This window comes from Oligosphaera ethanolica, assembly GCF_030814695.1.
GTDB lineage: Bacteria > Verrucomicrobiota > Lentisphaeria > Oligosphaerales > Oligosphaeraceae > Oligosphaera > Oligosphaera ethanolica.
Genome location: NZ_JAUSVL010000001.1, coordinates 2,775,339 through 2,789,606 on the forward strand (window position 1 = coordinate 2,775,339; position 14,268 = coordinate 2,789,606).

Consider the following 14,268-nt stretch of genomic DNA (forward strand, 5'->3'; position numbering starts at 1 on the left):
GCTAATATCGGCGGTATTTCCGCCTGAGCCGGTTGTGTCTGCGACTCTAGCGATGGATTTATATCGTGAGTTGACGTCACAAGGACATCAAGTTCAGGTGTTGTGCCCCCGTCCCAGCCGTCCGATGGGATTTGCGTTTTCTGATGGCGTTGCGGCAAATGTCAACGTGTGCCATTTGCCCTCGTATTTTGCGCCGGGGCCCAACCCCTTGAAACGGCTTTGGGAGAGCATCAGTTTTGGCTGGCATTGCTATCGGTTCATCAAGGCGGCTCAAGCAAAATACGATCTCGTTTATCTGAATTCCTGGCCCCTTTTTTCCCAGGCGTTCATCGTCAAGGCCTGTGTTCAGGGCGGCATGCCCAGTGCAGTGCATGTTCAGGACATGTACCCGGAATCCTTGATAAACAAGCTACCGTCCTGGCTTGGTCGCCTGGTATCGGTGCTGCTTATGCCGATTGATCGTTACGTTCTTTCGCGCGCGAACCGCGTTATCGTTATTTCCGCGAAGATGAAGGACTATTTGCGGGCGACACGTCATCTGCCTGAAGAAAAAATGGTCACGGTGATCAACTGGCAGGATGAAAGCCCCTTCATTTCGTACCGGCCGGCTGGCGAGGCCCTGCCTGGTGAAGAAAAGCTGACTTTTATGTATTGCGGGAATGTCGGCCCGGTAGCTGGGATAGACGTTCTGATTGATGGTTTTGCTCAGGCTGGGATGGTCCAGGCGCGCTTGGTCATTGCCGGTAGCGGCAGCTACCGGGATGCGTATGTCGCGCACGCGAGAAAGTATCCGGGCTGTGATATCCAATTTTGGGATGTTCCAGCTGGTAAAGTCCCCGAAATGCAGAGCCGTGCCGACGTGATGCTGTTGCCCTTGCGCAAAGGCGCCGCTGCCAGTTCGATACCATCCAAGTTGCCGGCATATATGTTTTCAGCGAAGGCGGTACTAGCCGCGCTTGACGGCGACAGCGATACTGCGGGGGCTATTCGTGCGGCCGATTGTGGTGTTATCTGCCCACCCGAATCGCCCGAGGCCATTGCCGAGGCGATGTGCCGTATCGCACAAAGCCCCCGTGAGCAGTTGGATCGCTGGGGACATAATGGCCGGCAATACGCATTGGCGCATTTTACCCGCTCCAAAAATCTCCGCGTGTTGATGGACACTCTGATTAACCTCGCTTAGGTGAAAACATGCCCGTAAGACCGGCGTTGGCCAAAGATATTGAAACGATTGTTGACGTGCATCTCCAGGCTTTCCCGCATTTTTTTCTCAGCAGTCTCGGGCCGGAATTTTTAGCTTGTTACTATCATTCAGTCATGACCGCTCCTGATGGTTTGCTGCTAACCTCATTCGATGGCGACTCTGGAAAGGTGACGGCGTTTTGCGCGGCGACGACGTTATCTCGAGGTTTTCACCGGCGTTTGGTGAAGGCCCGGTTCGTGACCTACGTGTTAATTAGCCTCAGATTATTGTTTACGCGGCCGCGGGCCTTGTTGCGGCTGGCGTACAACATGTCGAAGACAGGCGATACCGACGGCGATCGGCAGGACTACGCCGAATTGTTGTCCATCGCTTCGCATCCTCATGCTCAGAAGAGAGGTGCTGGGACTGCGCTGCTTACGGAACTAAAAAGCGAATTGGCGCGGCGTGGTTGTGGTGTTCTTTCGTTGACAACCGATGCGGAGGGAAACGAGGCAACACTGGCATTTTATCGTAAAAATGGTTTTGACATTACCAACACGTTTGTTGCGTATCCCAAGCGGCGGATGTTCCGTATGGCAACGAGGTTGACAACATGACAAGCATACCCTTTTCCCTTCCGGTCATTGACCAGCCGGTTATCGACGAAATGATGGACACACTCACTCGTACTGGCTGGTTGACCAGCGGCCCCAAGGTACGGGCTTTGGAAGAGGAGATTGCCAAATTCATTGGCAACCCACGGGTTTTGTGTGTGAATTCCTGGACTTCGGGCGCCATGCTGATGATGCGCTGGTTCAATGTCGGTCCTGGCGATGAAGTGATTGTGCCGGCCTACACCTACACAGCAACGGCGCTGTGCGCGATGAATATGGGCGCCACGCCCGTGATGGTCGATGTCAAGGACGATTTCACCATTGATCCGGCGAAGATCAAGGCGGCGGTGACTGAACGCACCAAGATGATTTTGCCGGTTGACATCGGGGGGTATCCCTGTGATTATGACGCAATTGCCGATGTTCTTGCTGATCCCGAGCTGCGCGGAAAATTTCGTGCTAATGGCAAGCGCCAGGAGACCTTGGGCCGGATATTAGTGCTGGCAGATGCGGCGCATTCGTTAGGCGCGACCTACAGGGGCAGGGCCTGTGGCACGATTGCGGACGTCACGGTTTTTTCGCTGCACTCGGTGAAGAATATCACGACCGGTGAGGGCGGAGCCATTGCTTTGAGTCTGCCGGATGGCTTTGACCACGATGCCGAGTACAAATACCTCCGTGTGATGTCCCTTAACGGGCAGACCAAGAGTGCCTTTGAGAAGAATCAGCCTGGAGCTTGGCGTTACGATATCATTGACCAGGGCTTGAAGGTCAATATGCCGGACCTTTGCGCGACAGTGGGCTTGGCGCAGATGCGGCGATACAAAGACTCGTTGTTGCCGGAGCGCAAGGCAATCTTCAAGTACTATGTGGATTTCTTTTCACGCTTTGACTGGGCAGTACTGCCGCCGGCCGGGAGCGCCGATGGCACCGAGAGCTCATATCACCTGTTTCTGTTACGCGTACGGGGTTTTGACGAGGCGCGGCGCGATCGCATGATTCAGCTTATCAGCGAGACCGGCGTGGGTGTGAATGTCCATTACATCCCCATGGCTATGCTCACGCTGTTTCGTAATCGCGGCTATCGCATTAAAGACTATCCGCATTGTTTTGACCTCTACCAGAATGAAATCAGCCTGCCCATCTATAACAAATTAAGCGAGGAGAAACTTGCTGTCATCTGCCAGAGTGTCGCCGATGCGTATCAAGAAACTGTGAAAGGCTGATATGTACCCACTATGCAAAAAAGCATTTGACTTGCTGCTGGCTGTCGTTGTCTGTTTCTGCATCTTGTGGATCCTATTGCCATGCATCTTAATCCTGTGGTGTACGGGGGAGCATGAAATTTGGTATTTTCAGAAACGGGTGGGCTACAAGAATAAACGCTTCAACATCTTCAAGTTTGCGACCATGCTGAAGAATTCGCCCAACATGGGCACCGGCAGCCTGACCACCCGTGGTGATCCACGGGTACTGCCTTTCGGTCGTTTCTTGCGCAAGACCAAGATCAATGAGCTGCCGCAGATCTTCAATGTCATGAATGGCAGCATGAGCATGGTCGGGCCGCGGCCGCAGATGGAGGACGATTTCTATCGTTATCCGCAGCATGTGCAGGAGAAGATTTACGACTCGGTACCGGGCATCACGGGCATTGGCTCGGTGATCTTCCGCGATGAAGAGGAGTATCTGTCGGCGCCGGGCGTGGATCCTATCGCCTTCTATACGGAAAAAATCGCGCCCTATAAGGGCGAGGTGGAGCTGTGGTATTTGGCGAACAAGTCGCTGTGGGTGGATATCAAGCTGATTGTTCTCACCGCGTGGGTGATCATTGTCCCTCGGAGCCAGGCGCCCTTCCGCTGGTTCAAGAATCTGCCGCCCAAGCCCGAGTGGATGGACTGACAAGACTTTGCCCTGTTGTCCACGCCGCGCTTGCGCGGCATCAAGAGGCATGAAACCTACCGCATGCGGCACCCCTCTTGTAGACACTGGTATGTCACGCGCTTTCAGCGCTTTGGCTGGTGGTTGATCTCTACCCAGGGCGGCGCACGCCTTCGGCGTTGCTTGCCCTGGGCTGGTATGTTTCGCGCTTTCAGCGCTTCTGCCCCTTCGCGGCGGTGAAATACCGCGACGGATATTAGGCGTACCAGGGCGGCATCCTGGGCTGGTATGTCACGTCCTTTCAGCGCTTTGGCTGGGAGGTGATCTCTACCCAGGGCGGCGCACGCCTTCGGCGTTGCTTGCCCTGGGCTGGACTGCTTCGCGCTTTCAGCGCTTCTGCCCCTTCGCGGCGGTGAAATACCGCGATGGATATTAGGCGTACCAGGGCGGCATCCTGGGCTGGTATGTTTCGCGCCTTTGGCGCTTCTGCCCCTTCGGGGCGATGAAATACCGCGACGGATACATGGTTATGCGCCTACGGCGCAGTAGCCTTTCGACCGCCATGGCAAAGGGCGACCAATTGGAATAACAACGGGAGCGACGTAGCATGCTGAATGTGAGCAAATTTATCTCTGAGCACATTACCGGTCGGGCGCAGAGCATGTTTCTGGCGGATATTGATGCGCATCGCGACGAGTTGCGCGCGGCCATTGCGGGCAAGCGGGTGTTGGTGATTGGCGGCGCCGGGACGATCGGGTCGTCATATATTCGCGCGCTGCTGCCTTTCCAGCCGGCGCAGCTGGTGGTGGTGGACCTGAGCGAGAATGGGCTCACCGAGCTGACCAGGGATTTGCGTTCGACCTGCGGGATGTTTGTGCCGGAGGACTACCGGACCTACCCGATTAGCTTCGCTGACCCGGTCTTCGCCAAGGTCTTCAAGAACAACGGCGGTTTTGATATCGTCGCCAATTTCTCGGCGCACAAGCACGTTCGCAGCGAGAAGGACGCGTATTCGGTGCAGGCACTGTTGGAGAACAACGTCCTGCGGGCGCGAGGCCTGCTGGAGATGCTGGTGGAACGGCCGCCGGAGCACTTTTTCTGCGTGTCGACGGACAAAGCGGCCAACCCGGTGAACATCATGGGCGCGAGCAAGCGCGTGATGGAAGATATGATCATGGCCTACTCGGACCGCTTCAAGGTCACGACCGCGCGTTTTGCGAATGTGGCCTTTTCCAATGGCAGTCTTCTGGCGGGCTTTCTTGAGCGACTGATGAAAAAGCAGCCATTGAGCGCGCCGAATGACGTCAAACGCTATTTTGTGTCGCCTGAGGAAAGCGGGCAGATATGTATGTTGGCCTGCATGCTCGGGCGCAGCCGCGAGATATTTTTCCCCAAGCTTGGCGAAGAGCAGATGAAGACCTTCTCCACGATTGCGGATGCGTTCCTGCAGTCGCTGGGCTACGAGGTCAAGACCTGCACGTCGGAAGAAGAGGCCCGGCAGTTCGCTGCGGCCATGCCCGATGACAGCAAGGTTTATCCGGTCTATTACTTCGCGTCGGATACTACCGGCGAAAAGAGCTTTGAGGAATTCTACACCGGCGACGAGCAGGTGAATATGCGGCGCTTTGCGGCGCTCGGTGTCATTGAGAGCGTCAAGGCCCGGCCTGTGAGCGAGCTGCAGGCGTTTTTCGCCAGCATGCGCGGGCTGCTAGACCGCGACGATGTTACCAAGGCCGAAATAGTCCAGGCCATCCAGCAGTTCATCCCGAACTTCGAACACGTCGAAAAAGGCAAGAACCTCGACCAGAAGATGTGAGGGGGAGGGCGGGTGCGAGAAGGGGAGAAAAGTGAACATTTCATTTCGGGACAAACCCGCGAATGAACATCAAAAGAACAGGATGGCGATGAAGCGAGCATTAATTAGTGGGATTACGGGTCAGGACGGGTCGTATTTGGCGGAGTTGCTGATGGCGAAGGGCTATGAGGTGCATGGCATCATTCGTCGGGCGAGCACCTTCAATACGGGTCGGATTGACCATCTTTACAAAGATCCGCATCTGGAGGGTGTGCAGCTGTTTTTGCACTACGGCGATCTGACGGACTCGAGCAATCTGAACCGGACGTTGGAGAAAATCCACCCGGACGAGATCTACAATCTCGGCGCGCAGAGTCATGTGCAGGTGTCGTTTGAGGTACCGGAGTACACGGCGGAGTCGGACGCGCTGGGGGTTCTGCGGATACTGGACGCGATTCGTTCGACGGGGGTGCCGGCGCGTTTTTATCAGGCATCGACATCGGAGCTCTTTGGCAAGGTGCAGGAAGTGCCGCAGAGCGAGACCACGCCCTTTTATCCGCGCAGTCCTTATGCGGTGGCGAAGCAGTACGGCTTTTGGATCACCAAGAACTATCGCGAGGCATATGGCCTGCATGCGTCCAATGGCATATTGTTCAATCACGAGTCGCCGCGGCGCGGCGAGACCTTCGTGACGCGGAAGATCACCATGGCGGCCGCGCGGATACATCGCGGGCTGCAGGAGTGCTTCTACATGGGCAATATCGACGCGCGCCGTGACTGGGGCTACGCGAAGGATTACGTCAAGATCATGTGGCTGATGCTGCAGCAGGAGAAGCCCGATGACTACGTGATTGCGACGGGCGAGATGCACACGGTCCGGGAGTTTATTGAGAAGACTTTTGCGCATCTCGGGCGGGGCATAGAGTGGCGGGGCAAGGGCGTGGAGGAAGTCGGCGTGGATACCACGACGGGCAAGGTGGTGATGCGTGTCGACCCGCGCTATTTTCGGCCGGCGGAAGTCGAGCAGCTGCTGGGTAATCCGGCGAAAGCCAAGCGCGACTTGGGATGGGAGCCGGCGGTCAAATTTGACGAGTTGGTGAAGATCATGATCGAGGGCGACCTGCGCTTGTTGGACGACCCGAATTACGAAATAGGGTTCTAATCATGGACAAGAACGCCAAGATATTTGTGGCTGGCCATCGCGGGATGGTCGGCAGCGCGGTGTGTCGGCGGTTGGCGGCGGCGGGCTATGGGAATGTCGTGGTGCGGAGCCACGCCGAGCTGGAATTGCGCGACCAGCAGGCCGTGCGGGCCTTTTTTGCGGCTGAGCGGCCGGACTATGTCGTGCTGGCGAGCGCGCGAGTCGGCGGCATTATGGCCAACCAAAGCTACAAGGCGGAATTTTTGCTGGAGAATCTCGAGATACAGAACAACGTGATTATGGAGAGCTATAAGCACGACGTCAAGAAGCTGTGTTTTTTGGGATCGAGCTGCATTTATCCGCGGGAAGCGCCGCAGCCGATCAAGGAGGAGTACCTGCTGACTGGGCCGCTGGAGCCGACCAACGAGGGCTACGCGCTGGCGAAAATCGCCGGCTATAAGCTCTGTCTGTATTTGAGCGAGCAGTACGGCTTCAAGACGGTGAGTCTCATGCCATGCAATCTCTACGGCACCAATGACAACTACGACCCGCAGCACTCGCATGTCTTCCCGGCGCTGATTCGGCGCTTCGTAGAGGCGGCACGGGACGGCCGGCCCGACGTGGTACTGTGGGGAACAGGACGGCCCCTGCGGGAATTCCTCCATGTCGATGATGTGGCCATGGCCGTGTTGTTCTTTATGGAGAAGCATGAGGATCCGAACGTGGTCAATGTCGGTTACGGCAGCGATGTGACCATACGCGAGCTGGCGGAGAAGATCGCCCGCGCGGCGGGTTTCCAGGGACGCGTAGCCTGGGATAGTAGCAAGCCCGACGGGATGTACCGGAAGCTGATGGACTCGTCGAAGGCGCGGCAGTTGGGGTGGGCGCCGACGGTGTCGCTGGACAACGGGATCAGGCAGACTATAGAGGAATTCCGCGCGCTGCATAGTGGGTGACATGGGCGCAGGGCACAGGGGCGCAGCCCGGGGAAATTTTAGACGAAACATGGCAGCCACCGCCGACGCAAAGCAAGCGTTGGCGGTGGCTGCTTTTTTTATCCGCAGATTGCGCAGATAAGCGCAGATTGTTGGGCGTCGCGGTGGAGTGTGGCGCCCTCCGGGCGATGTTCTATGTTGTTGGTATACACCGGTTTGCGGCCCAATCTGGGCGCCTCGCCCGGGGTTATGCATGGTGCGGCCTTTCGGGCCGAATTTGGCTTTAGCCTCGCGCATTTTTTCAGCCTTTCGGGCCGAATTTGGCTTTAGCCTCGCGCATTTATTCAGCCTTTCGGGCCGAAAACTGCCGTCTCGGCGGCAATCATCCTGGCGAGGCGGATATTGTGGGTGAATTCGTTTAGGCGGCAGATGTCGGGGGTGAGGGCGGTGATAGGCTGGTTATTGTGGCGGAGGCCGTCGAGGAGCATATCTTCGCAGCGGTGGTCGGCGTCGAAGCCGAGGAATGCCAGGTGGAATGGCTGGCGGCCGGTCAGGGCGATATTCTGGTAGGTGAAGCGGCGGTTTTTGCCGCGGCGGGTGCCGCCGGCGGAGTATTCGTGATGGAAGCAGACGTGGGCCATGATGACGGGGGGGACGTAGTCGTGGTTGCGCGGTTGGTCGTGGTAGCGTTCGGCGTCGGCGCGTTGGATCAGCGGCTGGTCGATGACGTCATCGAAATGGATAGTGATATTGCGGTAAGTGACGTCGTGGACATCGGCGTAGTCCACATTCATGCAGTCGAGGACGGGGCCGGTGACGTGGATGATCTGGCAGTCGGAGAAGAGGATGTCGCAGATTTCATCGGCGCGGGTTTCGGCGCCGATTTCGAGGCATTTGCCCCAGTCATTCCAGATGGTGCAGTCGTGGACGCGGATATTGCGCGCGTTCTGGGCGTGGCGGGCGTTGAGGTCGTTGTGTTCGTGGGGGTAGAAATCGTAGCCCTTGATGCAGATGCTGTCGTCGTAAGTGCGGAGGAAACAGTGGTCGATGTCGACATTTTCGCAGTTGTGCATGTCGATACCATCGGAGTTGTAGCGCCAACAGCCGATGATTTTGACGTTGCGGATGGTGAGGTTGCGGCAGGCCGATGGTCGGATGTTGTAGACTAGTGAGTCGCGGATGGTGATGCCGTCGATGAGGATATTTTCGCAGGAGTCCAGCTGGATGCAGTGGCGGCGGAAGGCGTTGCCGACATCGACCGAGCCGTCGCCGAGGGGGATTGCCCGCAGGATTTGCTCGCAGTTGCGGCTGTTGTCGAGGATGCCGCGGCCGATGATGCGGATGTTCTTGGCGGTTACGGCCTGGACGCAGGCGTAGAGGACCGCGCCGGCGTCGATGAAGAGCGTCTGGTTGTCTTTGAGGGTGATCAGGCCGGCGTCGTGTTCGCCGGGGCCGAAGTAGAGGACGTCGGGGCCGTCGGGGCGCAGGTCGTCGTGCGCGGGAGGATCGGCGAAAATGTGCAGGGCGCCCTGGCGGCCGAATGGCTCGAGGGTGAAGTAGGCAGGTTTTTCCAGGCGGAAGCGGATGAAGCCATCGGCGGAAAAGGTCGGGGTGATGCCGAGGGTGGCAGGGCGCACGGCGAGGCGGTCGGGGTGAGCGCATGGGCGCTTGGGGCGGACGGCGATATCGACGGCTGCGTCGGTGGCAAAGGACGCGAAGTTGATGAGCTCGGATTGGTCGCGCTGGCGTTGCCGGCCCGGCCAGCGGCGATTGAAGGGACAGGCTGAGACGCGGGCCGTGTTGAGGTCGATACGCTGGCCGTTGATCAGGACGTCGTAGTCGTCGCACGGCTCGGGCAGCGGCTGCACGGGGTAGATGCTGAGCATGGAGTGTCCTTTGGTGGGGGGAGGGCGGAGATGTGCTCGGGGAAGAAGGCAGGGAAGCAATATAGACCGTTTACTGATATCATGTATCTGGTGAATGTGGTGTGCGGGGCCACACTTGCCGGGGGCTGCTGATGTTTTGGCATTGGTGGTCTGAGGTCGTATACTAATCGGGCTGTTTGCTGTATGGTGGTGGTGGTTTTTTCCCCTCGTAAGGAGGTGCTGGTTATGAAGACGGCGTATTGGGTGGTGGTGCTGGGTGGGTGGGTGTCGGCGACGGCGGTATTTGGCCAGGCGTTGGTTGGTGGGGTGAATGAGCTGGCGGCGTGGCCGAAGAATGGGCCGCTGCTGGTGGAGATGGCCGACCTGAAACTGAATTTGCTGGAGGAGGACCGCGCGGGCTTCAATGCGCTGCAGCGGAATTTTGGCGTTGAGCAGCTGGCGGGGCGGATTGTGCACATGAGCGCCGAGGTGCGCGGCGAGGATATTCTGCAGGGCACGCGGCCGTACTACGGGGCAAAAATCCAGGTGGACGCAACGACCGGCAAGGGCCCGCTCAACTATGGCTTGCCCATACCGCTGGGGACATTCGACTGGCGCAGGGTGGAGCGGACGGATTATTATCCGGCCGATTTGCAGCGGGCCGCGCTTAGCGTGGGATTTCAGGAATCGGCGGGGACCCTGTGGCTGCGGAATTTTCGGGTGGATGTGTTGGGATGGCCGATCAGTATCGCGGCGGCGGCGAATATGGGCTATGTGGATGACGTGGCGGGCGACGGGCAGGGCGGGTGGGCGGATCAGGGGCCGGAAAATGACGCGCGGGTATTGGTGCCATTGCTCAAGGCGCTGACCTACGAGGGCCTGCCCTTTATGCCGGAAGTGGGCGAGAAGGCCGTGCTGGTAATGCGGTCGCCAAAATTTCCGGCCGGGCTGCCGGCGGCGATGGTGGCAGTGAAGGCGCCAGGGCCGGCGCGATTTCTGTATGTGCTGCATGCGCTGAGCCGGGGGACGCCAGAAGGCACGGCCGGCGTAGGGATGATCACGGTGGTGGGCGACGAGGGGCGGAGTCAGCAGTTTGTGGTGCGCGAAAATGTGGACGTCGGGAACTGGCAGGAGCCACAACCCGTGGGCAATGGCAGGGTGGTGCTTAAAGCACAGCGGGCAGACGGCGGCGAAAACGGGCTCTATGCGTCGAAATTTGCGCTGAATGCCGATCTGGGAAATATCTGCGAGCTGCGCTTTATCGCGCAGTCGGAGCGCGCAGTGTGGATCGTCGTGGCGGTGACGGCATCGGATATGCCATAAGGGAGGGTTTTGTGGGGGAGGGGAAGGGTCGAGACCCTTCCCCTCCCCCACGCCCCCTCTCTATCCCATCTCAGGCGGCGTGTCTCGCGCCGCCGCTGCGCGGCGCCGCCGAGCCACGTCGCCGGGTGGGGAGGTTTTTGCGGGGGAATGGTTTTGCGAGGGAGGGAAAGGGTCGTTGACCCTTTCCCTCCCTCGCGCTCCCTCCCTATCCCATCTCAGGCGTCGTGTCTTGCCGCTGACGCGGCAAGTCGCGCCGCCGGGTGCGTAGGGGCGGACCTATGTGTCCGCCCTGTTTTTGCCTCACGCGAAGGCGCGAAGGCGCGAAGAAGATTTTTTATCCACAGATTACGCAGATTAGCGCAGATTTGGGCGGTGTGTCTTGCCGCTGCGCGGCAAGTCGCGCCGCCGGTGGGGGATATTTTTTGCCTCACGCGAAGGCGCGAAGGCGCGAAGAAGATTTTTTATCCACAGATTACGCAGATTAGCGCAGATTTGGGCGGTGTGTCTTGCCGCTGCGCGGCAAGTCGCGCCGCCGGTGGGGAGAATTTTTTCCTCACGCGAAGGCGCGAAGGCGCGAAGAAGATTTTTTTATCCGCAGATTACGCAGATTAGCGCAGATTTGGGCGGTGTGTCTTGCCGCTGCGCGGCAAGTCGCGCCGCCGGGTGCGTAGGGGCGCGAAGTCTGTAGCCGCACGGCATGCCGTGCGGCACGCGAAGGCGCGAAGGCGCGAAGGCGCGAAGAAGGCAAGCACGGGGCTGCGTCCCGTGCTTGGGTAAGACAGGCAGGTTTATAGATGATCGGACGGATCGGACGGATCAGACGGATCAAGTAGACTGATCGGTCCGATCGGTCCGATCCGTCCGATCCGTCCGCGAAAAAGACCGATGATCGGTCCGATCCGTCCGATCCGTCCGCGAAAAAGACCGACGATCGGTCCGATCGGTCCGATCAGTCCGCGAAAAAGACCGATGATCGGTCCGATAACGAAAAACGAAAGGAGCTGGGTGATGTTTACGGCGGCAGCGAAGATTGATGTGCGGGCGATGGTGGTGGAGTCGGGTGGCGAGCGGGTGTCGGCGGCGCCGTTGGTGGTGCGGAACCAGACGGGCAAGATCGTGCTGGCATTGCCGAAGAGCGCGGCGGGCTATCGCTGGCACGAAGACGACTATCTGATTATCGACTGCGAGGCCCAGCAGAACTCGAAGGCGAATGTCAAATACGAATTTAAGATAGGCGACAAGCTTTTCACGCTGGGATACTACCTGGTGCCGAAGCGGCGGGTGAAGATGGCCATACAGCTGGTGGAACTGGCGTCGCGACGGTGGTTTTTGCAGACGCGGCCGGGCGCCATGAAGGGCCATGTTTCCGGCAGCCCGACCCATATCGACAAGGTCGATGAAGTGCGGATCACGCTGGAAAAAGGTCGCGAGCCGCAGTCGTTTACGCTCTACGACGCATATCTGAGCCGCGAATTGCCGGATTTCACCGTCAAGGGCGAGCCGATGGTGGATCAATTCGGGCAGTGGAAGGACATGGACTGGGCAGGGAAGGTCAAGGACGAGGCCGCGATGGTCGGGTTCCTGCGGGCTGAATACGACCGGGCGTTGCGCGATCACGACTATCCCGGCGATGAATTCAGTCGCTATGGCGGCTGGACCAAGAAGCGCTTCGAGGCGCGGGGGTTCTTCTACAAACTGCACGATGGCCGGCGCTGGTGGCTGGTGGATCCCGATGGCTGCGCCTTTTTCAGCAACGGCGTGTGCTATGGATCGCGCATGGGCGTGCATGGCTTTGTCGATGGCATGGAGGACCTGTTTGATTTCCTGCCGCCGAAAGACGACCCGGTCTTCAAGGACGCGTGGACGACTGCCGACCAGATCCCGGAATTCGTCAAGCGCAATGGCGCTGAGGCCGGCAAAGGCCGCTATATGTTCAATTTTGCGCGTGCGAATATGATCCGGGCCTTTGGCGACAAGTGGTGGGACGCGTGGGTGACGATCAATGCCGCGCGCCTGAAACGCTGGGGCTTCAACACGATCAGCGTCTGCGTGAACAACTACTTCGATGAACGGGCCGAGGACTACCTCAAGAAGGCCGGAGTGCCTTTTACCTGGACGCTGAAGTGCTTCCCGAAAACCCGTGAGATGGTCTTCCGGGACTTCCCCGATGTGTTCTCGCCTGAATACGCCATGCTGTGCCAGGATTTTGCGCAGCAGATCGTGGCCTTCAAGGACAATCCGTACTTCATCGGGTACTTCATCAACAACGAGCCGGAATGGCTGGTGCAATGGACGACGAATCCGGCGGAACAGCTGCTGCGCAAAGGGCCGGAATGCGTCAGCAAGGGCGTGCTGGTCGAATTCATGAAAGGGGCATACGCGGGAAATATCGCGGCGCTCAATGCTGCGTGGGCGACGGCATTTGGCAGCTTCGACGAGCTGGCGGCGCCCTATGCCGGTGTGGACGAACTCAACGCCGCAGCGCGCGCCGACTTGCGCAAATTCCGCGCGCGGATGATCGAGGAGTACGTGCGCGTGCCGACCAGCGCGCTCAAGGCGGTGTGCCCGAATGCGCTGAATCTGGGCATGCGCTATGCGTCGGTCACTGAAAATGACTTTGCGGGCGACACGCTGTTCGATATGTTCTCGTCCAATGGCTACCGGCGATCGGTGGTGCCGTTGCTGGAGTTGGTCGCGCGCTGCACGACGATGCCGCTGGTGGTGGGCGAGTGGCATTACGGCGGGTCGGACTACGGGCTGCTCGACAATGCGCTGGTCAATGCTACGACGCAGACCGAGCGCGGGAAGGCCTGCGCAAACTACCTGCAGATGGCGATGGCCGCGCCGAACTGCGTGGGCGTGCATTATTTCGAATTCAATGACCAGCCACTGCTGGGGCGTTTCGATGGCGAATGTATGCAACACGGGCTGATCGATGTCTGCAATCAGCCACATACGGCGTGCGTCGAGGCCATGAAAGCCGTCAACGCCAAAATGTACCAGTACGCTAATGGCGACATCGCCGCCGTCGAAACGCCATGGGAATTCGCTCAGAGATTCTAGGCTTTTTTTTATCCACAGATTAGCGCAGATTAGCGCAGATTTGGGCGTCGTGTCTCGCGCCGCCGCTGACGCGGCGACGCCGAGCCACGACGCCGGTGGGGAGAATTTTTTCCTCACGCGAAGGCGCGAAGGCGCGAAGAAGATTTTTTTATCCACAGATTACGCAGATTAGCGCAGATTTGGGCGTCGTGTCTCGCGCCGCCGCTGACGCGGCGACGCCGAGCCACGACGCCGGTGGGGAGAATTTTTTCCTCACGCGAAGGCGCGAAGGCGCGAAGAAGACAAGCTCGGGGCTGTGCCCCGAGCTTGGGTTAGGCAGGCAGGTTTTTGATGATCGGACTGATCGGACGGATCAGTCCGCGATAACAAGAAAGACGATCAGTCCGATCAGCCGAGGTTTTGAGCGCCGCAGGCGCGAAATGGTAGGGGCGGACCGATGTGTCCGCCCCATTTTTGTTTGGCGGCGGGCGA

The 14,268-nt window shown here is 58.8% G+C and carries 10 protein-coding genes; 9 read left to right on the forward strand and 1 reads right to left on the reverse strand.

Features of this window, described 5'->3' with window-relative positions; translation table 11 throughout:
- Nucleotides 1-52 precede the first annotated feature (52 nt).
- The 7 genes from J3R75_RS09590 to J3R75_RS09620 all read left to right on the forward strand — a co-directional run bounded on the left by J3R75_RS09590 (nt 53) and on the right by J3R75_RS09620 (nt 7,567).
- Nucleotides 53-1,183 carry a glycosyltransferase family 4 protein gene (locus J3R75_RS09590; RefSeq protein ID WP_307261309.1) on the forward strand — a complete coding sequence of 377 codons (1,131 nt, stop codon included), beginning with the start codon at nt 53-55 and terminating at the stop codon, nt 1,181-1,183.
- 8 nt (nt 1,184-1,191) lie between these two features.
- Nucleotides 1,192-1,800 carry a GNAT family N-acetyltransferase gene (locus tag J3R75_RS09595; RefSeq protein WP_307261310.1) on the forward strand — a complete coding sequence of 203 codons (609 nt, stop codon included), beginning with the start codon at nt 1,192-1,194 and terminating at the stop codon, nt 1,798-1,800.
- Nucleotides 1,797-3,023, forward strand: a complete 1,227-nt coding sequence (locus J3R75_RS09600; protein WP_307261311.1) for a DegT/DnrJ/EryC1/StrS family aminotransferase — start codon at nt 1,797-1,799, stop codon at nt 3,021-3,023. Before J3R75_RS09595 ends, J3R75_RS09600 begins: the two co-directional genes overlap by 4 nt.
- A gap of 1 nt (nt 3,024) precedes the next feature.
- The gene (locus J3R75_RS09605; protein ID WP_307261312.1) at nt 3,025-3,696 is read left to right on the forward strand and encodes a sugar transferase; all 672 of its coding nucleotides are present in this window, start codon (nt 3,025-3,027) and stop codon (nt 3,694-3,696) included.
- Nucleotides 3,697-4,282: 586 nt separating this feature from the next.
- Nucleotides 4,283-5,491 carry a polysaccharide biosynthesis protein gene (locus J3R75_RS09610; RefSeq protein ID WP_307261313.1) on the forward strand — a complete coding sequence of 403 codons (1,209 nt, stop codon included), beginning with the start codon at nt 4,283-4,285 and terminating at the stop codon, nt 5,489-5,491.
- 88 nt (nt 5,492-5,579) lie between these two features.
- Nucleotides 5,580-6,632, forward strand: a complete 1,053-nt coding sequence (gene gmd, locus J3R75_RS09615) for a GDP-mannose 4,6-dehydratase (protein ID WP_307261314.1) — start codon at nt 5,580-5,582, stop codon at nt 6,630-6,632.
- A gap of 2 nt (nt 6,633-6,634) precedes the next feature.
- The gene (locus J3R75_RS09620) at nt 6,635-7,567 is read left to right on the forward strand and encodes a GDP-L-fucose synthase family protein (protein WP_307261315.1); all 933 of its coding nucleotides are present in this window, start codon (nt 6,635-6,637) and stop codon (nt 7,565-7,567) included.
- 323 nt (nt 7,568-7,890) lie between these two features.
- Here J3R75_RS09620 and J3R75_RS09625 read toward each other — a convergent pair whose 3' ends face one another.
- Nucleotides 7,891-9,432, reverse strand: coding sequence for a glycosyl hydrolase family 28 protein (locus tag J3R75_RS09625; protein WP_307261316.1), 1,542 nt, complete (start codon nt 9,430-9,432; stop codon nt 7,891-7,893).
- 225 nt (nt 9,433-9,657) lie between these two features.
- Here J3R75_RS09625 and J3R75_RS09630 point away from each other — a divergent pair, with 225 nt between their 5' ends.
- Together J3R75_RS09630 and J3R75_RS09635 are read left to right on the forward strand one after the other, a co-directional pair.
- Complete coding sequence (locus tag J3R75_RS09630) at nt 9,658-10,734, forward strand: hypothetical protein (protein WP_307261317.1); 1,077 nt, start codon at nt 9,658-9,660, stop codon at nt 10,732-10,734.
- Between the two features lie 1,008 nt (nt 10,735-11,742).
- Complete coding sequence (locus J3R75_RS09635; RefSeq protein WP_307261318.1) at nt 11,743-13,797, forward strand: beta-galactosidase; 2,055 nt, start codon at nt 11,743-11,745, stop codon at nt 13,795-13,797.
- Nucleotides 13,798-14,268 lie beyond the last annotated feature (471 nt).

Excerpts from the sequence above, each read along its gene's own strand:
- J3R75_RS09590 (WP_307261309.1), top strand. The coding sequence starts at position 53 with ATGGATTTATATCGTGAGTTGACGTCACAAGGACATCAAGTTCAGGTG.
- J3R75_RS09630 (WP_307261317.1), top strand. The coding sequence starts at position 9,658 with ATGAAGACGGCGTATTGGGTGGTGGTGCTGGGTGGGTGGGTGTCGGCG.
- J3R75_RS09625 (WP_307261316.1), bottom strand. The coding sequence starts at position 9,432 with ATGCTCAGCATCTACCCCGTGCAGCCGCTGCCCGAGCCGTGCGACGAC.
- J3R75_RS09620 (WP_307261315.1), top strand. The coding sequence starts at position 6,635 with ATGGACAAGAACGCCAAGATATTTGTGGCTGGCCATCGCGGGATGGTC.
- J3R75_RS09610 (WP_307261313.1), top strand. The coding sequence starts at position 4,283 with ATGCTGAATGTGAGCAAATTTATCTCTGAGCACATTACCGGTCGGGCG.
- J3R75_RS09605 (WP_307261312.1), top strand. The coding sequence starts at position 3,025 with ATGTACCCACTATGCAAAAAAGCATTTGACTTGCTGCTGGCTGTCGTT.
- J3R75_RS09635 (WP_307261318.1), top strand. The coding sequence starts at position 11,743 with ATGTTTACGGCGGCAGCGAAGATTGATGTGCGGGCGATGGTGGTGGAG.
- J3R75_RS09600 (WP_307261311.1), top strand. The coding sequence starts at position 1,797 with ATGACAAGCATACCCTTTTCCCTTCCGGTCATTGACCAGCCGGTTATC.
- gmd (WP_307261314.1), top strand. The coding sequence starts at position 5,580 with ATGAAGCGAGCATTAATTAGTGGGATTACGGGTCAGGACGGGTCGTAT.
- J3R75_RS09595 (WP_307261310.1), top strand. The coding sequence starts at position 1,192 with ATGCCCGTAAGACCGGCGTTGGCCAAAGATATTGAAACGATTGTTGAC.